Here is a 24,974-nt window from a genome sequence, read left to right as displayed (position 1 = left end):
TTCTATCAAGGGAGAGCGCACTCAGAAAAAAGCTACTTTGGTCGAACAAGACGTTAGCCCGGTGTGTATGGGCTTAGAAAAAAACGATGGTTAAACAGATTGAGATCGACGGAAACGCAATCCACGATATTACCTCTTTTTATGAGCAGATCAACCGGGTGTTTATGATCGGGGAAAACTGGCGGATCGGCCCTAGTCTCGACGCGTTTGATGATTTACTGTACGGGGGCTATGGTGCTCTACAAGGAGCCCAATCGGTAGAACTTATCTGGCACAATATGGACCATAGCCGCGAGGCCTTAGGCTATCAGGCCACCCGTGCGTATTATCTGGAAAAGCTGCGTCCCGGATCGCCTTACAATCAAACCTTATTTAACGAAAAGCTGATTGCACTTGAGCGTGGCTGTGGCGAAACGTATTTTGACACTATCCTGGCAATCATTGCTGACCATCCAACCATCCGATTGATTGGTCAGTAGATAAACACGTACTTTTCATGGTTTGTACCATACAATCAGCGGGCGCTGCGTCGGGGTTCGTAGATGAGTCGGATAAACCAGCTGCTTACGGTCGACTGGTTAAGTGGCATGTTGCCAACAAGGCCAAGGAGTACGTTATTTTTCAGGGCGATACGCACTTGAGGACGGATCATCAGTGCGTCTGAGGCAGGCCAGGACTGATACAGTTCTACCCCCATAAACGCCTTGGAATGAGGGATGACGTAGTGCACCGCTATGTTCAGTTCATGGCCACCCGCCTGGATAGACCCCTGCTTAGATAGTTCCCCTGCCCAGGACGCATAAACCAGGGTATGCCAATGCGCTCCCCACTTTTTGGCAGCTACCAAAAAAGGATGGCCCGCTTCGATGGCCGAAAAGCCAGCGGTGTTGGCTGCCGGGGGAAGCATTAACTCATTGGTATACCCTACCGCCAAGGAGGTTTGCCAGCGCTCCAGCACAGCATAGGTCCACTGGATAGACGTTTTAATGCTGTGCAGACGCCATGAAGCCGATCTGGGTTGGCCCTGATCCGGGTCAGCCAGGCTTACCTGCCCCGGCAATTCGATCTCCAGGCCGAGCCGGTTGACGGGGGCAAACTCGTATTCAATGAACGGATGCCAGCTTGTCGCACCTTTCTGCTGGCTGAACTCGGTGCCTACGTTCCATTCTCGTTCGCCCCGGCGAGCCCCCAGATCCCGCACCAGGTCCAGATACAAAGGTTCGGCGTGGGAAATCTTGGCCAGTCGAACCTTCTCCTCAGTTGGTTTAACGAGTGTATCGAAGGACGCACTCGGGCGCTGGGCCCAGCTTGGTCCGTAACTCAGCAACCACATTCCTATCCAGCCTAAAAACACCTTATTCATACCCTTTGCTGTTTTGTTGGGTCAAAGCTCCGGGGTGTTTCTGGAACGAATCTGGAATTTTAGAAAGAGAGGGAGAAAATAAACTGGTTTCCCTGCGAAGCGATGGATGGGGTAAACTGATAGGTATCGCAGATGGACTTCACGATTGCTAAGCCCAGTCCCAGCGATTGCGGTTTATCACTTTGCTTGACAAATCGGCCAAACAACGTTTCGGGTTGTGCGATGGGCGTGGCAGCCGTGTTTTCAACGCGCAGAGACTGGTCAGCCAGTTGGATCGTAATCAGGCTCTCGCTAGCGGAATGAACCAGCGCATTGCGAATCAGGTTGCCGACCAGCATCGCCATCAAATGATGATTAGCCGCAACAACGATCTCGTTCTGGAAATCCAGTTCGACACGAAGAGATTTCTGCTCAGCCAGAAACGAGTACTCATCGACCGTCTGACGAATTAAATCACCTACGTTGACCGACTGCGTTTCGCCAAACTGCTGATTGTCTATTTTACTGATGAGCAACAGCGCCTTATTCATAGCCGATAATCGTTCCAGCTGCTGGGTTAGTATGTCCAGAGCCTGCGCATCATTGGCGGTCAGATCTGGGTTCTGAATCAGTTGCTCGGTTTGGTGCAGGGCAATTGCCAGGGGCGTTTGAATTTCGTGCGAAGCATTTTCAACAAATTGTTTTTGTTGTTGATAGACTCGCTGGTTAATGGCTGTCAGCTTCGCAATTGTCTCATTTAACTGATTAAATTCCTTGATGGAGCTACCGGGCAGTTGTAATGGCGTCACCTGATCCAGCCGAAAAGCGTTTAGCTGAAGAAGCGTTCCGTAAAAGGGTTTCCAGAGTTTGCGCTGAAGAAGGCTATTGACCAGAAAGGCAATCAGAAGCAAGCCCACCATGACGTCCAGTGTACTATAGGCGATTATTTCACCCATGTCTTCCAGGTCAAGCAGTGACGTCTGAATGCGCAGGCAATAATAAGTATCGGCTCGTTTAAACTTGGTCACCAGCTGCCGGTGAAGTTCGTTTTCTCCTTCGACCAACTCGTACCGGGAAATGTCCTCAAAATGCTCGTTCAGGGCGTTGTAATCCTGAGCGCTAATTGAGTCCAGGCGAAAATCGGTCGCTATGGGTATCGGGCGGATAGCTCCTTCCCAGGAGCGGAGACTGGCCAGAATTTCAAGCTTGCGGTTGAGCAGCTTCTCGTCAATTTCGTCCCGCACTTCCTGGCTAACCTGGTCGTAAATATACAATCCGCTGATAAGCAGGGCCACCAGCAAAATAGCGGAACTGATCAGCGTACTTCGCGTCAATAGTCTCATGAGGGTATCGCTGGCTGATCGGTGGGCGTGAACTTATAGCCGATTCCGTAAACCGTTTGAATCGCTAACTCATACCCAACCTGACTGAATCGTCTGCGCAGATTTTTGATCTGCGAATAAATGAAATCATAGGAATCGACCTGATCAGACTGGTCACCCCATATATGCTCAGCTAAGGCTGATTTTTTGATGACCCGATTTGGATTGGTGGCGAACAACAGCAGCAGGTCATACTCTTTTCGGTTCAGCTCTAGGGCATGTTCATGTACATACACCACCCGCGCGTCCGTATCGATTTGCAGGGCACCGATTTCTAGCCTGGCTGTTCCTTTAAATTTCAGGCGTCGCAACAGCGAGTTGATCCGTGAGTTGAGTTCGGATAAATGGAACGGCTTGGGTAAATAATCATCGGCTCCCAGGTCTAAGCCCAGCAGTTTGTCGTCCAGTGAATCTTTGGCCGAAAGAATGATGGCTCCGGTATGATTATGGTCTTTCTTTAGCAATCTGAGCAGATCAATACCGCTTCCTCCGGGCAACATAAGGTCGATCAAAACGCAGTCATAGGTGTAAACGCCAATTTTTTCCTGCCCCTGCTGATAGGTCGTGGCCAGCTCACAGACGTGTCCCTGTTGACTCAGGAATCGAATAATCGTCTGGCTGAGAGCCTGCTCATCTTCAATAAGTAATAATTTCATGGCTTGCCTGGCTATGCACAAATCAAGGCATAAAATCTGGAATGAATCTGGAATCTTGGTTCTGCCAACGTTATTTGTCGCCTATTTTCCTGGAGATGTGACGAGCCTTAGTTCGTAACAGCGGCTTCCCAGACGGGAAGATAATAGCGCGTATGGCGTAGCTTTCCCTGCTTTGTTAGCGCGCCCATTTCGACCATCTCGGCCAGATCACGGGTCGTGGTAGCTCTGGAGGTTTTGGCAATCCGGATGTAATTTTCAGCACTTAAACCTCCTTTGAAACCAGCGAGTCCTTCCCCAAACAAACGCAACGCTACCTTGGTCTGCCGATCATTTAACCGGCCACGGTACGTGTCAAAATACCGAGCCTTATAGACAACAAAGGCAATCATTTTCTGAACGTAGACCTGGGCTTCCAAAATCATTCCAGAGAAATAGATCAACCATTCGGTGATATCCAACGAGAAATCGGCCCGCTCCAAAGCCTGATAGTATGCTTTTTTGTCTCGTTCGATCGTAGTGGACAAGGCGGTAATCAATGATTGTCGGGCTCCGATGGCCAGTGCCTTTTCGGCAAGAATACGTCCGATCCGCCCGTTGCCATCCTCAAAGGGGTGGATCAATTCGAAATACAAATGGGCCATGCCCGCGTGAACAACCGTTGGCATCTGCGCTTCAATGGCTCGATTGAACCAGTCGATGTATTGGCTCATCTGCGTTTCCACCTGATCAGACGGAGGAGCTTCGTAGAACAATATGGGCCTGTCCAACCGACCGGATATAATCTGCATGGGGTCAGTATGAGTCCGGTAGCCACCAATCGTTTCCAGATCAATTCGACCATTCATGATCATCTTATGCCACAAAAAAAGGTGTTCCTGAGTAAGAGGCTCCTGGTAACTTTTGACCAAGTCGACCATCATCAGAGCAACACCTGTTTCTTTTGGCCCTGACCTCCTGCCGTCCGTTTGCAGGCCTAACTGGTGGCGGATTGACGACTGAACGGAATCGCGATCCAGGATCTCACCTTCGATTTTCGAGGTGTCCAGCGCTTCATTGCTGAGTAACGTAACCCGTAATTCATTGACCTCGTCGGCAGAAACGGCGGCCAGCGACCCAATGATGACCCCCGCATTTCGATGAAATTCCCGTTCAAAATGAACAAACTGAGCGGGATCGAATGTAAACTGTGGCCAGTTCGGTAGCTGCCAAATCCATCTCATGCGTTATCAATTCGTGTTCTATAGCTCAATATTACTGAAAAAGTGAGTTAAAGGAACGAATTCTATGCCTCATTTTTAGTAGTACCTGGGTGAGCTAGCCGTAATTCGTTGCGGTAAAGTGGATGAGGGCATTAGCCGAAGAACAAGCGAAAACCTCTGATCAAACGAATATTGACAAGCCCGCAGAATACGTTTACTCGTTAACAAACTGAATAATGAAGCCCCCTTTGGGCGCAAACGTGTGTTGCCAGATAGAGGTGATCGGATAGGTCTCTGTTTTGAAGTCCATCAATGGATCTTCACCTTCCACAATGACTTTAAATTTTGAAAAACCCTTTGTGTATTTGGACAGGTTCAGTTTGACGGGCACTGCCTTATTTGTTCCATTGATGCCGACAAGGTAAGAAAGACCTTCCTTCTGACGGGCGAGAATAAGCTGTTCCCCCGGTTCAGCTACGATACTTTCCGTGTTGTCCCAACTGGCAGGCATGTCTTTCAGCAGTTGCCGGACGGGTACAGGCAATGAATCAAATACCTCTTTTGAATCCGCAAAGTGAATAATTCCCGATGTATAGATCATCGCAGTAGCCAACTCGTGAACGGCCGTGTTCAACCGGGGATATTTTCGAATGGTTAAGGCAAACGGAGTGTAGTCGGTAGGGCCTGCAACGTTTCGGGTAAAGGGCAACACGGTATTTTGCTGGGCGGCCAGATCTGGATATCTAGGTTCGTAAAAATAGTGTTCCGCTCCTAAAACAGCCTCGGCGGTCATAAAATTAGGCCAGGTTCGATGCCAGCCTCTTGGAACGGTAGTACCATGAAGATTGATAAGTAGATGCTCTTTGGCGGCATCGTTAAAAAGCGAATCAAAGCAGGCCATCACCTCCTGCCGATCCGAACACCAGAAATCGATTTTAACTCCTTTGACGCCCATTGCTGCCAACTCTTTGAATCGTTTTTTTCGTTTTTCTGCGTCGAAATACGCTGCTGAATAGCCCCACACCATGGGCTTGATACCCCTGGCAGTGGCCTTGGCAATGATTCCTCCTTCGGTGTTGGCTTTTTCCCAGCCCGCATCAAACAGCGTATAACGAAAACCGAATGAAGCGGCCAAATCCGTGAACTGATTATACATTTCGGGGGAATGATCCTCGGGATGGGACCACCAGGACCAAGTAGCTTTTCCTGGCTCTATCCAGGACGTATCCTCAAGTTTAGAGGCCGGAGCCAGATCTGTAATCATGCTTGACAGTAGAATGTCCCCCGCCTGATCGCCAACGATGATGACCCGCCAGGGCATTGCCCAGGGAAGAGTGGATGTTGGATGATTGTCAGCGCCGAGGGGAAGGGTATATTTTTCGTCTTTTTCAGCGAAGGCAATTTTATACAGTCCACCTTTTGAATCGGCTTGCAGATGACACCCTGGAAACGAACCGTCCGTTCCCGACTCAGCCAGTAAGATCCAACTTTTGCCTTCATTTACTTGAAATAGGGCAGGCATACACCACCCTACAGATGGGTTACGGGGATTGCTGATTGAGTCGCCGGGATGTACGCTAAAATAAAAATCCTCATAGCCCGGCGTAACTTTTCCGGCTTTGTTATACGGCTGCAACCAGCCCTTCGCCTTTTTTTCAATCTGAAACCCTGTGCGTTCCGCATTGATCACCCGCATTGTCGATGTCTGATCCGGAAATCGATAGCGGAAAGCTACGCCCTCGTTACCGGTCAGCAAATCAATGATCATCCGAGCACCCAACTTATTTTTAACCGTTATGCTCTTTGTTTCAAACACGTGGTTTATCGTTTTGAAATGACCTGTTTTCAATTCATAATTCTCCCGTCTTACGTCAACGGGTGAAACATGAACGACTGAAAGTCCAGCCGTAAAGTTCTGGTCATTACAGTCCAGTCCGAGCGGAGAGTCGGCAATAATCATTTTACCCCGGCGGGTTACATTGTAACGTAATTCGCCGGTTTTAGTCAAAGACAAGGTGATTTTAGTTGATTCAGGCTTCGAACCCAGGCTCATCGACTGGCTTGCTGCGTCAAAGCCGCTGAAAAGGACGATGGCTCCCGCTAAACAGAAAAGAACGTTGAAAAAATGCAGCGGGTAGGCTAAAGGACTTATTTTCATAGAAGTGGGTTTACGAATCCTATGTAGGCGGACTGTTTTATTCACGGCGTAAATTGCGACGTGGCGTTCAATGACATCGTCCCGTTACCACCTTGTATGCCGAATTGCAATGAAGAGCTAAATGCCCGAGTATGCCAGGGTAATAGAACACGCATCAGCACAGCTAGTAGTGGCTGATTCCTAGCTCTGGGCAGAAGCTGGTATCGGATTGAAAGTCAACTCTGGAAGGCAGGCTGACCGGATTTATACTGATAAAGGTTACGGATTGACCCACCGGGTCAATCCAAAATTGGAGCGTTTACAGTCTGCCGCAACCTTTATAACATTTACAAGGGCATCAAGAAAGCGATAAGACTAATTTACGGTAATGAGATGATTGATGGCTTAATCAATTTCGGAAGCATTTGACAACATAAATTAATCCAGATAATAAAAAGGGAGCGGCTACGGTCTGCCGTACGGTTGCAAAAGTATAAGAGCGCTCATAGTATTGATATTCAGTAAGTTGAAGATCATTAAGCGAGTAAAACAAGCTGTTCTTAATGCTACTACTTTAGTGCTATTTGTTTGGTTATCTGTCATAGCCAATTGCCTAAGCCAATTAGCATGATCATAGCCCACACCGCGAAAGGTTGTGTAAGATCATCGAGTAGGCAAAAGGAGCTACGCGTTACGCTTTGGTTTATCACTCGTATCAGTCAACAGATTCTTCACCACCTTCGGTTTGCCTTTCCGGCCTGTTGCTGCTTTAGTGAGGGGTTCCGATTTGGTGTCCGCTTTACCGAAGCCAAGGGCCTGAGCCATGTAGGCAGTGGGGTTCTTGGCCACCCGCTTCCCGTGATGGAACTCGGTGTGCAGCCGGATAAAGGTGTTCATCAACTCGATGTCTTCCAGAATCTGATTCTGCTGTTTTTTAGTGAACTTGTAATCGTGGATGAGGTTACGAGCAATGACTACGACTTCGTGAGGCTGCATAGTCTGAGCCGTGAGCAGATCAACTTCCACATCATTGTTGATCAGGTCTTGATCTGACTGCACTACAAAGCGCAACTCGGTGACCGCTTTGCCATTTTTGAGGGAAGGTGTAAAGTCGAATTGTAAACCAATCTTTTGAGACAGTTCCGATTGAGCAACGGTCAGGGCTTTTCGCTTGAAATCGTAGTAATCGTGTTCGGGGGGGTAGTTGAGCGCGGTACGTAATTTCGATACTTCATAGGTAAACTCTTTCTGTCCTCGTCCGTAGAACATCATGATAATCTCGTACATACGCTGGGCGTAGATGGAGGAGAGCGACAGCATGAGCTTGAGGCTATAGCTGGTGTAGCGTTTTCCTAATTCGATGAAACTCGGAACAACTTCAGACAACATCAACAGCTCTAGGTGTCGCTTCCCGTTTAGTATCATACTGCGTACGCGGGGAAAAGGCACTATGTAATCAAATTCTGGCTCGAAAGGATCAGAGAAGTTCTGATAAACAATGCGTTTTGTGTTAAGCGTGTTGGCTGCCGCAGATATTTTGCCGTGGTGGCTGTCAGTCAGTTCGGTATAAGGGATCAGCAAGGTAACGTTCTGCCCCTTCTGCCATGACTGAGCGATTTGTCGAAGCTGATTAATAGCTAGAACTACAATCTTCTTTTCCATCTCCGTAAACTCCTGCCTGCTTTCAGTAATGATATTAGGCTGATAGTTATTGGGTCGGGGATAGAAAGCGATTTGTAACTGTTCCGTCTGCGAGCTCATGGGATAGGAGGGCATCTAAGGGACGAAAGATAAGAATATAAACCGACTTCAGAAAGAATGACGTCGGTATTATCAATGAATATACCTAATAAAAACTCCCCCCAAAAGTCGGTTTTCTAAGGGTGTGTGTTTTATGTGTGATAAGCTATAAAATAGAAGGAGCTAGAAGTAAAAAGTAAAGTATGGTGTATAAAGAATACAGTTAGTGTACAAAAACTGTACATAGCTACACTAAATTGTAGCCATTGAGAGAGATTACCAGGCGTTACATTATCCTATAACTAAAAACCGACTTTTAATTGTGGAAAAGCGGTTTTCTCACTACAGAAACTCCCCCCAAAAGTCGGTTTTACTCCCCCCAAAAGTCGGTTTTCTCACTACAGAAACTCCCCCCAAAAGTCGGTTTTACTCCCCCCAAAAGTCGGTTTTACTCCCCCCAAAAGTCGGTTTTCTCCTTGTAATAAGTTGACTATCAATTGGTTGCAAGCCACTTAATCAATACAAATCAATCAAAACAAAAATATTTGATAACTTTTTCAAAATTTGATCACCTCATCACAATCTGCATCGAGAGTAAAAAAATCAAAAAAAATCAAAAGAGCGGAGGAGAAAGAAAAGAAACAGGCTAGAGGGAATATTTACTTTTCAGGTAAATAAAGCAAACTCTTCTGTCTACACAGATCACGCTGAAAGTAACCGTCTGCGTAGCCATGAAGAGCCTGCTTTTAGGGGGGTGATTAGTCAGAACAATTTTGTGAACTGGCACTAGACGTCTTTCTTCTTAAGAATTCCTTTATCAACACTATCGTTGATCAGCTGCTCGGCATATTGCCAGATGACTTTGGACCCTCGTTGTATAACCTGCTTTTTAGCGTACACTTTTTCGTAGTCCACGTCGAATTCAGTCCAAGTGCCCCCGTTATTCGATGTGTTTTGAAGTAGGGGTTCCAGTCGGTCCATAGCGCGGGCAAACTTCGCTTCGTCGGTTTGCCCTTCTTCAAACTCTTCCCAGACAGCCATCAGTTCTTGGGCTTGATGATTGGGCAATAAACCAAAGATCCGGTGCGCGGCTTTTCGTTCCTCCTCGGTATTGTCATGGCTTTTCTGTGTGTCGTAAATAAACGTGTCTCCAGCGTCTATCTCGACAAGGTCGTGAATTAGTAACATCCTAATAACCTTGAGTAGATCAACCGCAACATTCGCATGTTCGGCCAAGACCAGCGCCATCAGGGCCAAATGCCAGCTGTGCTCGGCGTCGTTCTCGTTTCGGTCACTGTTGAAAAGTTTCGTCCTGCGGAGAATGTACTTAAGCTTGTCCACTTCCTTGATGAAGGCAATTTGCCGGAAGAGATCTGTCGATTTCATCGGTGTTTTTTTAGTGATGGGACAAAATTGAGCCGCACGGGTGTAAACTCAATTGCCAAATGACAGGAAATAGCTTATCGGTTTCTTCGTATCCGGCTTAGCGAGGAAGGAGTGATACCCAGGTAGGACGCCAGCATCGTGAGCGGAACCCGGTTGGCTAACCCCGGATAATGGTCAAGAAAGTTCTGATACCGCTGCTGGGCATCCTGTACGAGCATGTTGCTGGTAAATTTCAGCTTGTTTTCCAGCGCGTGCAGTGTAATGTTGGCGAACATGCCGGGCCATTCGGAGATGAGTGTGGAAAGCTGGTTGAAATCTTTCCGGGAAAATACCCAGAGATCACAATCCGTGATGGCTTCGATGTATTCTGCAGAAGGTAGCTCATCACGAAAACTGTTGATGTCGACGACGAACCGGTTTTCATAAACGAAATAGCGGGTGAAGCTGTCGCCCCGTTTGTCGTAGTAACAAACCCTGAAAATACCGTCTGTAACGTAGCCTATCTGGTTAGAAATTTTTCCAGCTTCGGCAAAATAGGCCCCTTTGGCAATGGTCCGGCGTTTAGCCCTGATCCGGATGAGTTCGCGCTGCTGCGCATTGAGGTAGCCGAATTGGGCCAGATAGGTGAAGAGTTCTTCCATTGGCCAAAGCCGGTGTTGATCGGTAGTTGTGTCGGTAAAAATGATGAACAAGTTCTCCTGCTGAACAACGAAGCGGATAAAGTCGTGCCGTCTACCTGGATTTATACCCGATAGATATCGTTAGGCTGGCACGGCTTTATCCGCCGAGCAACGGTCTAGCCAAGAAAATCGCTGATGAATCTAGCTGTTTCGACTGGCTTCTCTTCCTGGACGAAGTGGCCTGACCCCGCTACTTTCTGGAGTGTCAGGTTATTGACATAAGGAGGGAGCACTAAAGTAAGCATCGCGTAACCGGCCGGGCTGGCGATGCCAAGCGTTGGTGCTTCGATCTTCTGGCCTCTGACAGCCTAAATGTCCTCGGTAAAGGCCTGATACCAGCCATTGGATGCTCGTATCGCGTCCCGGCTGTTGTAAGCCCGTGCGTAGACCTGCCGGTCGAAAGGGCTGATGGCTGTCTTATCTTCCAGCAATTGGTCAAACAGCCAATTTTGCACCAGATCAAACCGGCCTTCTAGTGGTTGTTCCGGCAAATCCCTGATCTGGTTGAAGGCTAGCCACCACGGATAAACACCCGCTCCGACTGGAAGCATAGGAAGTTTGTACAGATTGTCGGGGTGTGGACTGTCCAGCAGAATAAGCGTGCTGGTCTGCCGGGGAAAGTGAGCCGCGAAGCTGAAAGCCACGGCAGCACCGATGTCGTGACCAGCAATATTCGCCTGCCCGATGCCCAACTGATCCAGCAAGCCCGCCACATCGCCCGCCATCGCTTTTTTTGTATAACCCGTCGGAGGTTTGGCTGAACTACCTATTCCTCGTAGTTCAACCACGATTACCTGGTAATTTTCGGCCAACAGGAGCATACTTTTGTGGTAACTCCACCAAGTCTGGGGTCAGTCGGGCAACAGAACCAGTGGTTTACCCTGGCCACCCATAACGTAGTAGAGCCGAACGCCATCGACGGTCAGGTAGCTGCTCGTGAAACCGGGTAACTGTTTTACTAATTCTTCGTCAGCCATAAGATCGGCGGTGTTAATTGTCTACATGCCTTATTTGTCTTTTACGGCGTTTATTATTGTAAATGAACTAGGGTTCATAAAAAGTTTTTGATGGCATTAGAGGTGATTTATGGCGCTCTGGGAGGGTTATCAACCATGCACTGGTTAATTTGCCAGCTGGCCTAAGTGATTTTATGATTTGTTGGGCATGATAAGCACCATCTTGACAGAAGATGTTCGATAGTGAATATTGTAATCTTGACAAGGCTCATTTGCACAAACGTTATACGAAAGCATGCTGGGTTCTATTCTACCATATTTTGTTATATTGTACACAGTTTAGTCGATCGACCAATCCATATGCTCTTACAACCCATAGGCTCTTATACGACTTCAGAAATCATGAAACAGATAGAATTTTTTTCAGGCATAAAGAACATAGCTAGTCAACTGAAAACGTTTTTCTGGGATGTGATCCGGGGAAAAGTTAAGATTGATATACATAGCTTTTCGTAAGGTCACTTATAGAACTTCTAAATCGTTTTTAATCATGAAAATGAACTATATAGGTCTTCTTGCATCTGGTCTTGTCTGTGTGATAGTCATTGCTATGACGGGTAATTATCTGTTTGCGTATCCCGCTGACTTTTTCTTTCTGGCTGCTGGCCTGTCTTATCGTCGGCAGAGACGATTGATCGCAAGTAAGCGGGGTTAAAAGGTAAGCATCATGCATATCAGGCCTATTTCTTGGCTTTTCGAACGAATGTCTAGATTATGTTTTTGTTCGGGCTTACTACCTCATTACTAGCTATAAGACATACTGTTTCATCTTTCGGCGAAAGGTATCGTTGCGTTGAAAACTCTTTTATACGAAGCCGCACGTTCAGACATACAAGTAAGCCTACAATACCCAATGACGTTGAAACAAATCCTTTTTGTCTGGCTGTTACTACTGACCGTGAATGCCCATGCGCAATTAATCGATACACTTGTTAACGCTCGGCCTTATCGACTTCATGTTAGGATGCTAAAAGGTAAGAAGGCCCCCATCCTTTTCGAATCGGGGGGCGGACAGGATGCTTCCCAGTGGGACTCGATTGCCGCAGTTGTGCACCAGCGTCTTGGGGCAACTGTCATTACCTATGATCGGGCGGGCTTTGGCCAGAGTAGTTTTGATACGGCGGGTTACACGATCCTCCAGGAAATCAAAAGTTTAGAGAAGGCGTTGTACCAGTTTGGCTACCGCAATACCCCTCTGTTACTGGTTGGCCAGTCGTTAGGTGCTTTTTACAATTGGGTTTACGCGGTCCGGCATCCGACTCAGGTGAAAGGCATTATTCTGGTTGATCCGCGCATACCCTCCTACGCCGACATGCGCCTAGCTAGAACCTATTTTCAGCGTCTGGATCGAAAAGACTATGAAGCGGGGTACATGAGCTTGTACTATCTGCTGGCTCGCATGGAGCGGACCAGTGACTATGTCAGGCAACTGACGCTGCCCGCCAGTATTCCTTTGCTGGATATCATGGCTGAGCGGGGACCGTTTTCAGAAGCTAGCGAAAACGAGCGATTTAAGGCTGACCAGCGTAACCTGGTGAAAGGACATGGTAACCGGCATCTGGTTTATGCAGCAGGCACTTCTCACAACATTCCTCAAGATAAGCCAGCCTTGTTGATCGAAGAAATTGTCCATTTCTACAAGCAACACTTGTAATCTATCAGATCTACTAGATACAAAGGAACCGTGCGATTCAAAATTGATCCTACGACAGATTACCGCAACCATCTTTACCAGAAGACATTAAAAATTCGGTTGTTCTCATTCTCGGGCGCATAGTTATGGAAATCTCGATTACTACCGCAGCGTTCACCCGGATAATAGTGTGTTCGACTGCTCCGATAGCATGACTGATCATAGACTGAAAAGAGTTAATCCTGTTGCTAACAACTCTCCAGGTTCAAAAACAGAGAAACTTTAGCTCATACGTAAGGACAAACGGCTAGGCGAGTACCTTTGCTCGCTGAACCGCGCAACCTTATGCTCAAGTATCTATTTGGTTTTCTTTTTTTTCTGATCTCTCTCAACGTAACTGCCCAGTCAGCGGCTTCGCCCAAGATAAAAGTGTTGCTGGTGGGAAGTATTCACTTCACCCCATCCACTCAAGACGCCTATCAAAACAAGGTGGTTGATGTTCGGGATAAGGAGCGCCAGAAGCAGCTTGATCAGATGCTCACGCAGTTGAGCCAGTTTTTGCCAAACCAAATCTGTATTGAGGTTCCTACGAAGGGACAAAGCAAGGTCGACAGTGAATACCATCAGTATTTGAAAGGTCAATTCAAACCTGGCACGGATGAAGTTGACCAGATCGCCTATCCGCTGGCGAAGCGGCTCAAACTACCAACCCTAACCTGCGTCAACTACCGGGGCTCATTCGACTTGGAGCCTGTTAATGCGTATGCAAAGGCGAACGGGCAGACAGCGATACTGGAAGCACTCGATCAGTTTGCCAGTCGTACCATGACCGGTGTGGTAGACGTTCAGGAAAAGCAATCGATAACAGACTTGTACCGGTTTATCAACTCGAAGGAGGAGCTTCGGAAAAATGCCTCAATCTATACGGAATTTGCAACACGGATTGGACAGGGATCAAACTATCCGGGTACCGATCTGGTAGCCAACTGGTACAGTACAAATCTCCATATCTATACTAACATTCTACGAGCGATTCGCCCCGGTGATAGAGCCATTATGGTGTTGTTTGGTTATGGTCACATTCCTATTCTGAAACACCTCTTCGAGTCAAACACCCAATTTGAGGTAGTTGACGTAAGCGATGTACTCAAGAAATAAGTAACCGTATCCGCCAGACTACAGAAACGCTTCTGACGAACGGAGCGATTCACTTCCGTACGTTTATTCTTTGTGGGCGAGTAGCTGGAAATGAGCATCAATGACGAATAACCTCTTACTAGTCAGCGTCTTGCTGAACGCTCATGGCCGTTGTACGACTACAGTGGAGTTAAGACTTACGTACTTACTACACCTAATTCGACTACACTGGGTAACCTCGATATTCTGATCGGCCTTTAGGCGGGCAACCCAACAATGACCGGGAGCGCCAATCCAATGCTCGGTTACCAGGCCGGTAAGGTAAATAAATACGATGGGGAGTGGTAATGTGTTTATAGTCCATACCTCGGGCCTCAAAACATAATGTGGAAGCACAGCCTGAAAGCCAAGGCAAGTAATGTGGTTTATTCACATTCTTTAAACTTACAAGCTCAAATGGCGTAACAATTCTAAGTAGCTTAACGTATTGTTTGGTTAGAAAATATGGAAGCTGCTTGAACCAACAGGCACAATTCTGTCTATGCTTTAAAATTGTCACTAGCCTAGAAACCTTGATCAGTTAGATAAAAACACGTATGATAGGGTCACTACCAACTAAAGCTGCTGCACTACTGCTGCTGTTAATCTGTTATAGCAATTCGTTTGCCCAGGACAAGAAACAGATTGTGCGATTAGCCAGGTTGGTCATTGATTCAACTCAATTGGAAAACTACAAAGCGTTGTTAAAAGAGGGAGCTGAAACAGCATTACGTGTTGAGCCAGGTGTTTTGACCTTGTATGCTGTTTCGGAAAAAGAACATCCTACTCACTTTACTATTTTAGAGATTTATGCTGATTCAACAGCGTATCGCGCACACCTACAAACACCCCATTTTATTAAATATAAAACGGCCACAAAAAACATGGTCAAATCGCTTGAACTAGTCGAAACCGATCCACTTATACCTTTTATGAAAATAAAATAATTCGGTGTTCTATGGCTTTACTTAATAGTACTGATATACCAGAATGGACATGAAAATTTTGCCTAATAAGCCGTATCTTATCAGCTGGTTGGCTATTCCTTTACTCGTCTTGGTTGGTCTCTTATTTAGAGAGCATACTTTGAATGTCCAGTTCTATGATACTTATTTCGTGATTGCTAACCTGCACGTTGCTTTAGCAGGATCAATATTATTGCTAGTCGTTGGAATGGGCTACTGGTTAATAGGCTTGAGTGGCAAAACGACCGACCCATTTGTTGCACGAAGTCATCTTTCTCTGACTATAGGTGGATTAGTTATAGTTACTTCACCTCTATTCAGCAGTGATCGCTTGGCAGGTACAGAATGGCTTTTCTTAGTGCTATTAACACTTCTCCTGGCTCAGTGTGCCTATATAGTCAATAGTGTAGCGACTCTATTACGAAAGTAGATTAGCGAGTCGCATACTATATTCTAATCACACAATTCTTCCCGAAGACAGGCAAAATCTGAAGTTGTCTAAGCTTTATACTTGATGAAAAGCTCATTTATTTTGCGGTGTCATCTATGGTAAAGCTTAGCACTGTCTTGATTGCATTTACCATCATCTTCGGCTAGCATAATTTAATCCTAAAAACTCTTCCCGAATAACTACTGGCTGGGGTTATGTTTAGGAAAAAGCTAGTACCCCAGTGGTATGATCGCTCTGGGTTACGAGTTTATGAACAAACCAACTCTTGTTCCTGCCAGCTACAGCTTTAACGGTCAAATTCATTCAGATGATGTGCTTGGTGTCATGGTAAGCGAGTTCGGTCTGCTGTATGGGCTTAAAAGTGAAAAATTCAGATTGTTGGTCGGTTTAAGTGGTGTTAGGGTCATTTGGAAAAGTCGATCTCAACGTAAGATAAAGGTCAGTTGAACACCTCATCCTGTGTAAAGAGACTTTTCTTAGAACCGTCCAAAGGGGATGCTATTCTATATACCGGCTACATACAAGAGAGAGAATCGATCAGGCTTACTGAATAGCCTTTTATGAGGATAGTTCTGGTTCGGGCGGATGGTTTATTTTTGAACGTGCTCTCTCGAGCAACCATTGATAAAATAAATCGCTTTTGTGTCTTCAGATCGTCAATCACCAATTCTTCTCCGTGCTTACCAACCAAGTAGATATTCGCTCTGTCAATGTTGTGAGTGAGCAGTTTCTGCTGAGACTCCCGATCTAAAATGAATTCATATTGTAACGCTTGGCCTTGAAATACTTTGGCCCGAATACTACCGTGAGGTTCCAACTTGATAATTACCTTTCCTCGTAGAGTCGTTACTACAACTTCGCGGTCAGCGCTGGAAGCTTTCTGATAGGAAGCCAGCAGTAAAAACGTAAGAAATGACAGAAAGAAAAATATATTGTTACGCAATCTTAATCGCTCCATGATTGACAGATTTAAGAAAATTAAGTTTCTGGACGTAAGATAAGCAACTCAGGTATATAAACTACGTTTATAGTTAAAAGTTGTGTAAGTGGCTTCTGTTAGTCGGTTTTACCTGGAAACCACGTGTCTTCATGAGTTGCTCACCGTGACGAAATGTACAAAAGTGAACCACGTATTTCCTTCGTATTTCTGTTAGTTTGATTCGGTCATTGTAATTCTAATTCCCATGTGTACGGACGGTTTTTCTGATAACATAAGCCGTATCCTGAGTAGGTATTGATGGAAAAGCAATAGCTTTAAGATCACAATTCAACGTGTATTGACCCTGAGAGATTGAATTATCTAGAGCATGGATTCCACTAGTACAATGTATAGTCAATGCATGACGATCTACATAAAATAAACCTACACCTTCAACCAACCCAATGCCTTCAGCAGATGAAAAACAACTATAGCTTGATAACCGCTTTACTTTGTGGCTTGTATTCGACCAGCTTTGCCCAAACGGAAGACAAAAACAGCGACTGGCAGAAAATTTCTGTCTCTTATCACCAGCAGGGGAGATGGCTAGCTGGGGGAGGGCTAACTTTACTTGGATTTACCGCTAAAGTAGGCAAGTTTGTAGCCAACCGTAGCTGGGTTGGTGTAGAGAGCGAGGTGCATAATTTCTTTTCGCAACGGCAGGAAGCGGGACTTTTTGGCCGTTATTATTTGTGGAATGGCGGTTTTATATCCGGTTTTTCGGAGGCCGGACTTTCCTACGGTCGTTTCAAGGACTGGGTTTGGGAGGTTGAGCAGGGTCAGCAGCCACCTCAGCCCTTCTATAGTGCTAAGCTGAATGCGGGCTTCGGTCTTGAGTATCCCCTTCGAAAGCAACTGTCAATAGAAGGAGTCGTTAAAGTAGGTAAATTAACACAGGTCAACTGGTTTCAACCAAGTTTTCAAGGATCGGTTAACTTTTACTTTGGGCACTGAAGAAGACCAGTTTAAATGCCATAATACCGTACTATTGGCGGTTACTGCTTTGTTTATCAAGTCATAATCAGGCTGAACATAGCTAGTTTAACTAGCATCTTTCAGCCTTCCTGCAACAGCCATCGGCACCACATTAAGTTAAACGACTTGTAAAACAAAAAGCCCCTTCTTGCTTATGTTCTGATCGGGCTTACCAGATAAGTAAACTCCCCACCCCGGTTTAGACAACGATTATCTGAACCGGGGTTGGGGGGTGCCCAGGAGGATGAACCGATGGTTATTAACAATTAGCTGTCTTTATGGGGAATAGAACGACCGAACCGATTGCTACATCAACTCCTAAAAAGGGTTTGTTTGGGCGTTACTTTGCTGAACACCTTCTTCGGTTTCGGGCAGGAACACCGTTTTTAGGTTTTGCCGGGCTTCGGCCTGTACGCGTTCGATAAACGGACGAAAGGTGTCATTATATTCCTCAAACGCCACCTCGAAGTTTCCAGCGTGTTTTTGTAACGCATCGGCCAGGGCCGCAGCCCCGCTCACCGCCAGGGAGCCACCCATACCCGCAGCCGGAGAAGCACAATAGCCCGCATCGCCTACCAGCGCCACCCGGCCTTTGGTCCAAGACGGCATATGGATCTGATAAAATTCAACCAGGTAAAAATTATCTGACTGCTGCATTTCGGCCAGGAGCTCGGCAGTTCGCCAGCCCTGCCCGGCAAACTGGTCAAGAATCAGCTGTCGTTGCTGCCCCTTGTTGCGATAATCATAATCGATTTTTGTGTCTGAAACAAAGCTGAAAATAACGTCTGTCTTAGTGCGATAGGCATTTAGGGTAATTGACTTGCCCGGCACCCGGAACAACTGCATCGTGCCTGGCCTGATCAGTAGTTTATCCAGAATGGTGAGCGAGCCGTAGGCGTTCATAAAGTGGGCGTACTCAGCCTCGTCCCCGAACCAAAGCCGTCTGACGCCCGAGTGTACCCCATCGCAGCCCAGCACCAGATGAAACAAGCGCTGGGCACCCTGCTTGAATTCAACAGCCATTCCGTCTTCGGTCGGATGAAGGGCGGTGATGCTGTCGTTAAACTGAAAAGTAACCTTGTCGATCAGGTTCTCCAGCAGGATATGAATAAAGGCTTCCCGTTCGATTTCCAGTTCGTCTGACTCGTTGTCCGCTGTCTGTACCGAACCAACCGTCATATCATCCGCATTCTTAAATTCGACGCGGTCAACGTGTAAGCGGTGCTTTGTCAACTCGTCAAACAGACCCATGCGTTTAATAACCGCTATTGTATCGCCTTTCAAATCGATGGCGGCCCCATTGACACGCGGTTGCGGAGCCATCTCTACTACCGTTACCCGATAGCCCAATTGATTCATCCACCAGGCGGTGCTAAGCCCGGCAATGCTGGCCCCCGAAATCAGTACTTCTTTTCCTGTGATTGTGTCCATTGTGCAGGTGATTTTTTGCTGGCACAAAGCAACGTTGACGGATCGAAGCCGGAAAGGCCGGGGTAGGGTAGGTATTGGACTAATCGCGGTTTTTTGTTCGAAAGGCTAGTGCAGTCATGCCTGTCACTTTTGCAAAGAGCCGGGAAAAATACGGGTAATCGTCATAGCCTAGCTGAGCGGCAATTTCTTTCACCGAATGATCAGAGTGATATAGTAACCGTTTGGCTTCCAGAATAATGCGGTGCTGGATATGCCCGGAAACAGACTGACCGGTTGTGTGTTTGACGCATTCGTTGAGGTAAGGCGTTGACAAGTGTAGTTTCCGGGCGTAGTCTGCCGGACGTTTAATCGTTGCATAATGACGGTCCAGCTGTTCCCGAAAGGCTTTGGTTACCAGATCGAACCGTGAAAGTCGGCCCGTCGATTTTGTTTGCTCTACATAGGCCGAAAGAATCAAGGCAACCAGGGTGTTGCAGGCATCTTTCAGCAAGGAGTGATGTAATCTGTTTTCCCGGCGTTCGGACACATTTAGGCAAAGCGATACGGCATCGTCAAGGAGTGTCAGCGCGTCGGGCGCGACTGCCAGGGGTTTCACGGGAGTGAGGTTCTCCAGTAGGTTCAGGTATTCCGGATTTAGGTTTTCGTTGGTAATGGCCAGGCTGACAACGGTTACCTGATCAATGGCCGTTGTGCGATGCACTTGATCGGGATGAACGTAAATGACCGACGGAGACTCCATCGTGTAGTGTTCAAAATCGATGTCAATGTGAACGATTCCTTTCTGTAGCAGGTGAAATGTATGGGTGTTGTGGCGGTGTACCTCTCGATTGGCTTCGACGGTATTTCCGCTGCCAGGTGGCGGCAAACGGGAAAAAACGACTTTCTCTATGGCAATCCCGGCGTCCCGGTCGTCAGTCATGGTGTTGACCGGTATAGATGTTTTCTTTTTGCCCATTGGATGCGCTGTAGTTGCCGGGAGATTCAGCCGGGGAAGGTACTTACTTAATAGCGGTTGTTTCAGTACGGTGTGGAAACGCGTGTATATTCAGTGTTGACCTGAAAAGACAAAGTTGAGGATAAAAATCACACCCTGACCGCTTAGGGAGATTAATGTAGAAGAACAATTTGCTGATTATCAATTGATTATTGAATTGAGTTTAAATTGGCACGTTTTGGGTAAGGTATATCTATACAGACATTACTTTCCATCAGTTGTTCGCTACCACGAGTAGCTTTGCTATAGATAGATTACTCATACTCAACGTTCAATCATTAAAAGTCCGGACCCACGATGGCCCGGACTTTGCTTTTTATTGGCTGGCCTGATTGCTAAAACAGCGCGCAATGGCCATAGTTGATAATAGTAAGTTTTCACTGGTGTAAAAGCTGCTCTCTACGGTCAGAAGCTAGCGGTTAGGCTTCTTTGGATCGAATCCAAGTGTACGGGATCAAATAAGCCCGGGCGCAGGGCATCCGGGCTTACCAGTTCGATCATAACACATTAAACTAACTACGTGGCTCTATAACCCGCCGGGACAACCGGGGCGGTTAAGAGTGAGGCAGTGGCATAAAAAACGCAGTAAAGATCGTTGAGCGAACACCCGATCAGTAGTAAAAACAGTATGGCTAGCTAACCGGAATCGATGGGGGACGAACCAGCGTGTTCTAAGCCGTTCTTCAAAATACAGCCAACAAACGCTACTAATCAACGTTATAAATAAATTCGTGTACTCGAACAATTAATAGGGGCGGTTACCGTTTAATAAAGAATAACAGAATAAGTCTATGGATTATCAGGTCCGTAAGAAGCTGTATCGACGTAAGTACATGCTTAAGAGTCAGTTATTGGAACATAATGCGGTGCTGGGGGCAATGAATAAAAGCCCGCTGCTGTTCATCGGTTTACTTAGTAGCCATTATCTGGTAGGCAGAGCCTTATCTGCTGAATACAATTTTGTCATTGATCAACTGAGCCAGTCATAACATCGGTTAGACCCATCTTTTTCGAAATGATGGGTCTGCTACGCGGGTTGGTTTAGATATGTTTGTCGTTCAGTCCTTGTCTGCACTATCGGATCTGCAAATTGGCGTTAAGGGCAGTGGAACAGGCACTAAAAATGAACAAGGGTACGTTGACAAGAAAAACCATTTCAGGCGCTTATCTGTCGGTGTGTTCGCGCAAAACAAATAATGCTTGGTAAATGCGGTTGCTCCGCATTCCATCCCAAGAAGCAGGCAAAACCTAGCCATTCTCCCGGCTTAATAACCCACAACCCTCGTTAGTAGAACTAAAGAATTAATTTGCCGGTTGTCGTTAAAGCGCTCATCCGGTAGTTCCTTCCTGATTTGTCCCAGTCGATGATCATAGGTCATCATGCAGTCTACCGACGATAATCGTATTACTCCAGATTGTTTTTCGGAAACAGCCAAGAGCGACTGGTTGGCATGGAGTCGTACAAGCGTGCTGTCGGTTCGAACAGCTATTATTCACTACTAAACTAATTGACGGGCCATGGGAGCATCCAACGAAACCTTCAGTAAACGGGAAAAAGAAAAAGCCCGGCAAAAAAAGAAACAGGACAAGCAGGGAAAGCGCGACGATCGAAAAGCTAACCTCACGAAGGGGCAGAGCCTGGATCAGATGTTAGCGTATGTCGACGAAAATGGCAATCTGTCCACGACGCCACCCGACCCTAAAGGGTATAAATCTGTCGACCAGGAGGAAATTGTGATTGGGATCGCCAAACGTGAGCCTGAACTGGTAGAGGTAGTCAGACGCGGCACCGTAACCATGTTCAATTCGGCAAAAGGCTTTGGTTTCATCCGGGATCAGCAAAACCAGCAAAGCGTTTTTGTGCATCAGAACGAACTAATCGATCCGATTCAAGAGAATGACCGGGTTACGTTCGAAATCAAAAATACGCCCAAAGGAGCCAGTGCCGTACAGGTCAGAAAGCTGGTCAAGACTCCAAATTAAGCGCCGATAGCCCCTGCCCCGTGTACAAGTTGACAAAAACGAGAGGTCTGACCCCGTTCATGTCAACTTTTTTGATTTGATGCCGTCGGCCCGATTAAAGATTCAATTATGGTGAAGGCCACCGTGGTGCGGGTATTATACTATGCGTTGATGACCTTCAGAATTAAGCTACCGCTTTCGGATTGATTTTGGAACTTAAGTCGCTTGACGCTTACATAAGCAAAGAGTCCGATCAAAACAGGATTACCCCAGAATTAACAACTGGTACTGGAAGAAGACAACGATTGCTGCACATCGGCGAAGATTGCTTTGGTCGACCTCTTAACGGTCTCTTACTCCTCATTATGGTCAGACTGAGCTATGCTTTGGGTTTGCCGGGTATTGGCATTGACTCTCGGAATGATCAACCGGGGGCAGTCAAGATAACTCAGCCTTTGAATAGGATAGTTACTCCTAGCTTAACTATTTTCGCTATTCACCCGTGGAAGGTGAACGGGAGGGCCTACTACCTACAATGGGTCTAAAACTGGTCAAGCTTTCTAGGAATATACGATCAATAAGCTCTACGAAACCTGCTGCTTCACGGCATGAACAATAAGATCCTGTAGTGTCAGACCAATGAGGTCTACAAGGCTGATACCGTAGAGGGTGGCCACCTGCTGTAAAACAGTTAGCGACAGTTCGGTGCGACCCGTTTCTTTTTTGCTGTAGGCGGCTTGGCTTACTCCCAACTGAAACGCAACATATTCCTGTGGGTAGTTGTGAATTTCGCGAAGCTTACGGATTTTGAGCGCAATTGGATTCATGTGAGTACAGCGTTTGGTTGTTTAATTTTGGGTTGCTTGGTGAATCGAAGTAAATGCCGTCAATGAAATCGATCAACTTATTTCGGTCAACTGCGCATCCGTTTCGGTGAATCCATGTATTATTACGGTGTTTGAACTCATCGTTTACCTCCCTGTGATACAACCTTACCTATGCAGCCCATTATCCGTTGCTTTATTATAGACGATGAAGCTCCCGCTCATGTCTTGCTCGAAAGATACATTAAGCGCGTACCTTACCTGCTGGTCGTAGGGCAGACCTACAATGCTGTTGATGCCCTGTTTGAGATTGAACAGGCTAAACCCGACCTGATTTTTCTGGATATTGAGATGCCTGAGATGACGGGAATCGAGTTTCTAAAAGCTTTACCGGCGAGTCGGCCCAATTTTCCACGTCCGGCGGTAGTAATGGTAACGGCCTACTCTGAATATGCCGTGCAGGGATACGAGCACGACGTACTAGACTATCTGCTCAAGCCGACTCCTTTTGAGCGGTTTATGCAAACGATTAACAAGTATAAAGCCCGTCAGGGAGTAAGTATCGCACCCGTGACCACTCCCGATAGCACACCCAACATACCGACCGCTGAGCCAGTGCCGGCACCTATCGCAGAATCAGAACTGACAGAGCCAGCGGGGCAAAAAGGGAATTTCTTTCTGGTAAAAGAAGATAAGAAGTTAATCCGGGTGGCTCCTTCTGATATACTCTTCGTGGAGAGCGACAGCGATTATCTGACCATCCATTTATCAGAACGTTCGATTCTGACCTACATGACAATGAGTAAGCTGGAGTCGATGCTGCCCGCGGATGAATTTCTACGGGTCAATCGCTCGTATCTAATCCGGTTGGGCGCTATAAAGGAAATAGATGGAAACCTGATTACAACATTAAACGGAAAGCGCGTACCCATTGGCGTTACGTACCGGGAGCGAGTAATGGACGTGTTGAAACGGATGATGCGGTAGGGAGCATGAAACAGCTAACAAAGAAGAAGTGGTTAAGAGTTGGATTGCATGTAGGATTGTGGATACTGTTTTATTTCTGCGTGGGGCGAGTAGTGACAAAGGCAGTCTATAGAGACAACGCATTGGTTATTAACGTTGTTAGTCTGATAGATTTGTTAATAAATATTACTCTATTTTATCTTACTTGTTATTTCATTTTCCCTAAATTTCTTTACAAAAAAAAGTTACTTGTTACACTAGGGTATCTGATAGGTGTTTTTTATGTGACTTACGCGATCAATTATTTGATGTTCAAGAGTTTATTGGATGTTACGGATGGATACGTAGGTAAAGAAAAGACGTACATAACAATAGCCTGGGAGTTGTTTTTGAAGGACGGAGGCTGGTTGGGTTGTTTCAAGAGTGCACGCATAGCCACTTGGAATTACACCCTTGCCTTGTTTATACCAACCATAACCATATCGGTCAAATCAATACGTGATATCATTTTCATCCAAAAAAAGAACGCTAAGTTAGAGTTAGACAGGATCGTCTTGGAGCGGGATAAACTGACGTTGGAACGAGATAAGCTGGCTTTAGAGCAGGAAAATCTTCAGCTTGAAATCAACTTTCTTAAATCGCAGATCAACCCACACTTTCTGTTCAATACGCTGAACAGTGTCTATGTCGATATCATGGATACGAATGAGCAAGCGGCTGAACAGGTTTTGAAACTCGCCAGCTTAATGCGGTACGGGCTTTACGAGTCGAATCAAGGCCAGGCTGATTTAGCAAAAGAACTGGCTTACATTCAGAATTATCTGGATCTCGAACGTATCCGACATGGGCACCAAGTAACCATTACGTTTGACCAAAGGGGAAATCTCGCAGGGTATAAGATCGCCCCACTATTGCTAATTTCCTTTGTGGAGAACGCCTTCAAACATGGCGTGCGCAAAAGTAAGCAAGCAGCTTTTATTTATATACATGCCTCTATGCAGGACGGACTATTCACATTTATTGTCAAAAACAGCCTCGGCATCTCCGAGATAGATAAAACCGGGACAGAGCCGGGGGGGG

General features: G+C 46.5%; 26 protein-coding genes and 1 pseudogene. 12 read left to right on the top strand and 15 right to left on the bottom strand.

All coding sequences use genetic code 11. The features are described from left to right. The first annotated feature begins 86 nt into the window (after positions 1 to 86). Positions 87 to 479: a barstar family protein gene (locus M0L20_RS29300; RefSeq protein ID WP_248480826.1), complete on the top strand. Its 393-nt coding sequence runs from the start codon at positions 87 to 89 to the stop codon at positions 477 to 479. 35 nt (positions 480 to 514) lie between these two features. Here the strand turns inward: M0L20_RS29300 and M0L20_RS29295 are convergent, their stop codons facing one another. The 11 genes and pseudogenes from M0L20_RS29295 to M0L20_RS30280 form a co-directional block, all read right to left on the bottom strand. Beyond that, positions 515 to 1,363 carry an HAEPLYID family protein gene (locus M0L20_RS29295; protein WP_248480824.1) on the bottom strand — a complete coding sequence of 283 codons (849 nt, stop codon included), beginning with the start codon at positions 1,361 to 1,363 and terminating at the stop codon, positions 515 to 517. A 59-nt stretch (positions 1,364 to 1,422) separates the two neighbouring features. Further along, positions 1,423 to 2,685 carry a sensor histidine kinase gene (locus M0L20_RS29290; protein ID WP_248480823.1) on the bottom strand — a complete coding sequence of 421 codons (1,263 nt, stop codon included), beginning with the start codon at positions 2,683 to 2,685 and terminating at the stop codon, positions 1,423 to 1,425. Further along, positions 2,682 to 3,380 (bottom strand): response regulator transcription factor, encoded by a 699-nt coding sequence (locus M0L20_RS29285; protein ID WP_232564076.1) that lies wholly within the window; start codon positions 3,378 to 3,380, stop codon positions 2,682 to 2,684. Before M0L20_RS29285 ends, M0L20_RS29290 begins: the two co-directional genes overlap by 4 nt. Positions 3,381 to 3,487: 107 nt before the next feature. Then, positions 3,488 to 4,600 (bottom strand): Fic family protein, encoded by a 1,113-nt coding sequence (locus M0L20_RS29280; protein ID WP_248480822.1) that lies wholly within the window; start codon positions 4,598 to 4,600, stop codon positions 3,488 to 3,490. 193 nt (positions 4,601 to 4,793) lie between these two features. Beyond that, entirely contained in the window at positions 4,794 to 6,737 is a 1,944-nt protein-coding gene (locus M0L20_RS29275) for a glycoside hydrolase family 97 protein (RefSeq protein ID WP_248480821.1), read from the bottom strand. Between the two features lie 663 nt (positions 6,738 to 7,400). Further along, complete coding sequence (locus M0L20_RS29270) at positions 7,401 to 8,477, bottom strand: replication initiation protein (RefSeq protein WP_248480820.1); 1,077 nt, start codon at positions 8,475 to 8,477, stop codon at positions 7,401 to 7,403. A gap of 765 nt (positions 8,478 to 9,242) precedes the next feature. Beyond that, the gene (locus M0L20_RS29265; RefSeq protein ID WP_248480819.1) at positions 9,243 to 9,842 is read right to left on the bottom strand and encodes an HD domain-containing protein; all 600 of its coding nucleotides are present in this window, start codon (positions 9,840 to 9,842) and stop codon (positions 9,243 to 9,245) included. A 74-nt stretch (positions 9,843 to 9,916) separates the two neighbouring features. Beyond that, on the bottom strand, positions 9,917 to 10,483 hold the full coding sequence (locus tag M0L20_RS29260) for a Crp/Fnr family transcriptional regulator (protein ID WP_248480818.1): 567 nt from the start codon (positions 10,481 to 10,483) through the stop codon (positions 9,917 to 9,919). 155 nt (positions 10,484 to 10,638) lie between these two features. Further along, positions 10,639 to 10,767: an alpha/beta fold hydrolase gene (locus M0L20_RS29255; RefSeq protein WP_248480817.1), complete on the bottom strand. Its 129-nt coding sequence runs from the start codon at positions 10,765 to 10,767 to the stop codon at positions 10,639 to 10,641. A gap of 63 nt (positions 10,768 to 10,830) precedes the next feature. Continuing rightward, a pseudogene (locus M0L20_RS29250) lies at positions 10,831 to 11,355 on the bottom strand (alpha/beta fold hydrolase); the annotation flags it as partial. 18 nt (positions 11,356 to 11,373) lie between these two features. Beyond that, positions 11,374 to 11,499, bottom strand: a complete 126-nt coding sequence (locus M0L20_RS30280; RefSeq protein WP_262924063.1) for a hypothetical protein — start codon at positions 11,497 to 11,499, stop codon at positions 11,374 to 11,376. Between the two features lie 529 nt (positions 11,500 to 12,028). On the opposite strand from M0L20_RS30280, the gene M0L20_RS29245 reads away from it, so the two are divergent. From M0L20_RS29245 to M0L20_RS29220, 6 genes are all read left to right on the top strand, one after another. After that, positions 12,029 to 12,193: a hypothetical protein gene (locus M0L20_RS29245; protein WP_248480813.1), complete on the top strand. Its 165-nt coding sequence runs from the start codon at positions 12,029 to 12,031 to the stop codon at positions 12,191 to 12,193. 204 nt (positions 12,194 to 12,397) lie between these two features. Beyond that, entirely contained in the window at positions 12,398 to 13,192 is a 795-nt protein-coding gene (locus M0L20_RS29240; RefSeq protein ID WP_248480811.1) for an alpha/beta fold hydrolase, read from the top strand. A gap of 324 nt (positions 13,193 to 13,516) precedes the next feature. After that, positions 13,517 to 14,329, top strand: a complete 813-nt coding sequence (locus tag M0L20_RS29235) for a DUF5694 domain-containing protein (RefSeq protein ID WP_248480809.1) — start codon at positions 13,517 to 13,519, stop codon at positions 14,327 to 14,329. Between the two features lie 575 nt (positions 14,330 to 14,904). After that, on the top strand, positions 14,905 to 15,294 hold the full coding sequence (locus M0L20_RS29230; protein ID WP_248480807.1) for a putative quinol monooxygenase: 390 nt from the start codon (positions 14,905 to 14,907) through the stop codon (positions 15,292 to 15,294). A gap of 49 nt (positions 15,295 to 15,343) precedes the next feature. Next, entirely contained in the window at positions 15,344 to 15,742 is a 399-nt protein-coding gene (locus M0L20_RS29225; protein ID WP_248480805.1) for a cbb3-type cytochrome c oxidase subunit I, read from the top strand. A 270-nt stretch (positions 15,743 to 16,012) separates the two neighbouring features. Next, a complete protein-coding gene (locus M0L20_RS29220; RefSeq protein WP_248480803.1) occupies positions 16,013 to 16,210 on the top strand; it encodes a hypothetical protein in 198 nt (65 codons plus the stop codon). Between the two features lie 67 nt (positions 16,211 to 16,277). Here M0L20_RS29220 and M0L20_RS29215 read toward each other — a convergent pair whose 3' ends face one another. Beyond that, positions 16,278 to 16,721, bottom strand: a complete 444-nt coding sequence (locus tag M0L20_RS29215) for a hypothetical protein (protein ID WP_248480801.1) — start codon at positions 16,719 to 16,721, stop codon at positions 16,278 to 16,280. 438 nt (positions 16,722 to 17,159) lie between these two features. Between M0L20_RS29215 and M0L20_RS29210 the strand changes: the two genes are divergently transcribed. Then, on the top strand, positions 17,160 to 17,696 hold the full coding sequence (locus M0L20_RS29210; protein WP_232564065.1) for a hypothetical protein: 537 nt from the start codon (positions 17,160 to 17,162) through the stop codon (positions 17,694 to 17,696). Between the two features lie 339 nt (positions 17,697 to 18,035). On the opposite strand, the gene M0L20_RS29205 is transcribed toward M0L20_RS29210, so the two are convergent. Continuing rightward, positions 18,036 to 19,148, bottom strand: coding sequence for an FAD-dependent monooxygenase (locus M0L20_RS29205; RefSeq protein WP_248480799.1), 1,113 nt, complete (start codon positions 19,146 to 19,148; stop codon positions 18,036 to 18,038). Between the two features lie 79 nt (positions 19,149 to 19,227). Then, positions 19,228 to 20,103 carry a helix-turn-helix domain-containing protein gene (locus M0L20_RS29200; RefSeq protein WP_248480798.1) on the bottom strand — a complete coding sequence of 292 codons (876 nt, stop codon included), beginning with the start codon at positions 20,101 to 20,103 and terminating at the stop codon, positions 19,228 to 19,230. 830 nt (positions 20,104 to 20,933) lie between these two features. Here M0L20_RS29200 and M0L20_RS29195 point away from each other — a divergent pair. Then, positions 20,934 to 21,131 (top strand): hypothetical protein, encoded by a 198-nt coding sequence (locus M0L20_RS29195; RefSeq protein ID WP_248480797.1) that lies wholly within the window; start codon positions 20,934 to 20,936, stop codon positions 21,129 to 21,131. Positions 21,132 to 21,660: 529 nt separating this feature from the next. After that, positions 21,661 to 22,125: a cold-shock protein gene (locus M0L20_RS29190; protein ID WP_248480796.1), complete on the top strand. Its 465-nt coding sequence runs from the start codon at positions 21,661 to 21,663 to the stop codon at positions 22,123 to 22,125. 563 nt (positions 22,126 to 22,688) lie between these two features. Here the strand turns inward: M0L20_RS29190 and M0L20_RS29185 are convergent. Then, positions 22,689 to 22,931 (bottom strand): helix-turn-helix domain-containing protein, encoded by a 243-nt coding sequence (locus M0L20_RS29185; protein WP_232564060.1) that lies wholly within the window; start codon positions 22,929 to 22,931, stop codon positions 22,689 to 22,691. Positions 22,932 to 23,102: 171 nt separating this feature from the next. Between M0L20_RS29185 and M0L20_RS29180 the strand changes: the two genes are divergently transcribed. After that, positions 23,103 to 23,915, top strand: coding sequence for a LytR/AlgR family response regulator transcription factor (locus M0L20_RS29180; protein WP_248480795.1), 813 nt, complete (start codon positions 23,103 to 23,105; stop codon positions 23,913 to 23,915). A 5-nt stretch (positions 23,916 to 23,920) separates the two neighbouring features. Next, the coding region (locus M0L20_RS29175) for a sensor histidine kinase (protein WP_248480794.1) at positions 23,921 to 24,974 on the top strand (1,054 nt) is incomplete at its 3' end.

It is taken from the genome of Spirosoma liriopis (genome assembly GCF_023196085.1).
Classification (GTDB): Bacteria; Bacteroidota; Bacteroidia; order Cytophagales; family Spirosomataceae; genus Spirosoma; species Spirosoma oryzicola.
Note: the sequence above shows the minus strand (reverse complement) of the source record. Positions and strands in the feature narration are given on the sequence as shown.

What these genes read in the sequence shown, in the direction of transcription:
- M0L20_RS29225 (WP_248480805.1), top strand. Translation starts at nt 15,344, where the DNA reads ATGAAAATTTTGCCTAATAAGCCGTATCTTATCAGCTGGTTGGCTATT.
- M0L20_RS29190 (WP_248480796.1), top strand. Translation starts at nt 21,661, where the DNA reads ATGGGAGCATCCAACGAAACCTTCAGTAAACGGGAAAAAGAAAAAGCC.
- M0L20_RS29255 (WP_248480817.1), bottom strand. Translation starts at nt 10,767, where the DNA reads ATGCTTACTTTAGTGCTCCCTCCTTATGTCAATAACCTGACACTCCAG.
- M0L20_RS29265 (WP_248480819.1), bottom strand. Translation starts at nt 9,842, where the DNA reads ATGAAATCGACAGATCTCTTCCGGCAAATTGCCTTCATCAAGGAAGTG.
- M0L20_RS29285 (WP_232564076.1), bottom strand. Translation starts at nt 3,380, where the DNA reads ATGAAATTATTACTTATTGAAGATGAGCAGGCTCTCAGCCAGACGATT.
- M0L20_RS29180 (WP_248480795.1), top strand. Translation starts at nt 23,103, where the DNA reads ATGCAGCCCATTATCCGTTGCTTTATTATAGACGATGAAGCTCCCGCT.
- M0L20_RS29200 (WP_248480798.1), bottom strand. Translation starts at nt 20,103, where the DNA reads ATGGGCAAAAAGAAAACATCTATACCGGTCAACACCATGACTGACGAC.
- M0L20_RS29290 (WP_248480823.1), bottom strand. Translation starts at nt 2,685, where the DNA reads ATGAGACTATTGACGCGAAGTACGCTGATCAGTTCCGCTATTTTGCTG.
- M0L20_RS29260 (WP_248480818.1), bottom strand. Translation starts at nt 10,483, where the DNA reads ATGGAAGAACTCTTCACCTATCTGGCCCAATTCGGCTACCTCAATGCG.
- M0L20_RS29295 (WP_248480824.1), bottom strand. Translation starts at nt 1,363, where the DNA reads ATGAATAAGGTGTTTTTAGGCTGGATAGGAATGTGGTTGCTGAGTTAC.
- M0L20_RS29215 (WP_248480801.1), bottom strand. Translation starts at nt 16,721, where the DNA reads ATGGAGCGATTAAGATTGCGTAACAATATATTTTTCTTTCTGTCATTT.
- M0L20_RS30280 (WP_262924063.1), bottom strand. Translation starts at nt 11,499, where the DNA reads ATGGCTGACGAAGAATTAGTAAAACAGTTACCCGGTTTCACGAGCAGC.
- M0L20_RS29220 (WP_248480803.1), top strand. Translation starts at nt 16,013, where the DNA reads ATGAACAAACCAACTCTTGTTCCTGCCAGCTACAGCTTTAACGGTCAA.
- M0L20_RS29230 (WP_248480807.1), top strand. Translation starts at nt 14,905, where the DNA reads ATGATAGGGTCACTACCAACTAAAGCTGCTGCACTACTGCTGCTGTTA.
- M0L20_RS29280 (WP_248480822.1), bottom strand. Translation starts at nt 4,600, where the DNA reads ATGAGATGGATTTGGCAGCTACCGAACTGGCCACAGTTTACATTCGAT.
- M0L20_RS29210 (WP_232564065.1), top strand. Translation starts at nt 17,160, where the DNA reads ATGAAAAACAACTATAGCTTGATAACCGCTTTACTTTGTGGCTTGTAT.
- M0L20_RS29195 (WP_248480797.1), top strand. Translation starts at nt 20,934, where the DNA reads ATGGATTATCAGGTCCGTAAGAAGCTGTATCGACGTAAGTACATGCTT.
- M0L20_RS29275 (WP_248480821.1), bottom strand. Translation starts at nt 6,737, where the DNA reads ATGAAAATAAGTCCTTTAGCCTACCCGCTGCATTTTTTCAACGTTCTT.
- M0L20_RS29185 (WP_232564060.1), bottom strand. Translation starts at nt 22,931, where the DNA reads ATGAATCCAATTGCGCTCAAAATCCGTAAGCTTCGCGAAATTCACAAC.
- M0L20_RS29245 (WP_248480813.1), top strand. Translation starts at nt 12,029, where the DNA reads ATGAAAATGAACTATATAGGTCTTCTTGCATCTGGTCTTGTCTGTGTG.
- M0L20_RS29235 (WP_248480809.1), top strand. Translation starts at nt 13,517, where the DNA reads ATGCTCAAGTATCTATTTGGTTTTCTTTTTTTTCTGATCTCTCTCAAC.
- M0L20_RS29300 (WP_248480826.1), top strand. Translation starts at nt 87, where the DNA reads ATGGTTAAACAGATTGAGATCGACGGAAACGCAATCCACGATATTACC.
- M0L20_RS29270 (WP_248480820.1), bottom strand. Translation starts at nt 8,477, where the DNA reads ATGAGCTCGCAGACGGAACAGTTACAAATCGCTTTCTATCCCCGACCC.
- M0L20_RS29205 (WP_248480799.1), bottom strand. Translation starts at nt 19,148, where the DNA reads ATGGACACAATCACAGGAAAAGAAGTACTGATTTCGGGGGCCAGCATT.